Here is a 452-nt window from a genome sequence, read left to right on the forward strand (position 1 = left end):
GTCTTCCAGCCCTTCGAGGCGTTCGGCAAAGCGCAGCATACGGGCGGCGGCTTCGTCGTCCAAGTGTTTCTGCACGTCTGCTTAGGCAGGCGTTTGTTTGACGTAGAAGTAGAGGCACTCGTAGGCAAGTGTGTTCAGGTCTTGGGCGCGGTCTTTGACCAATGCCAACACATCTTCCAAAGCAGGCTTGCTTGTTTCCTGGATGTCGCGCAGGGCGAGGCGCGGTTTCACCATTTCGGCCAGTTTTTCGTTGGCGGTGATTTTGATGTGTTCGCAGTTAATCCAGTAGAGTTTCTTCAAATCCATGCGGTTTGGGGATGGGGAAACGTCTTTAAAATCAAACCATTCGATGAATTGTTCCATCGTGAAGGATTCGTAGTCGCCGTGCGCCCAGCCCAAGCGTGCCAGATAGTTGAGCATAGCTTCGGGCAGGATGCCCATTGCGCCACAGT

Annotated in this window: 1 pseudogene; it reads right to left on the reverse strand. The window is 53.5% G+C overall.

Annotated elements, in window-relative coordinates:
• Window positions 1–452: pseudogene (locus ACTHTJ_RS10860) on the reverse strand (glutamate--tRNA ligase); the annotation flags it as partial.

The sequence above is a fragment of the Neisseria sp. P0018.S001 genome, assembly GCF_051957355.1.
Classification (GTDB): domain Bacteria; phylum Pseudomonadota; class Gammaproteobacteria; order Burkholderiales; family Neisseriaceae; genus Neisseria; species Neisseria subflava_A.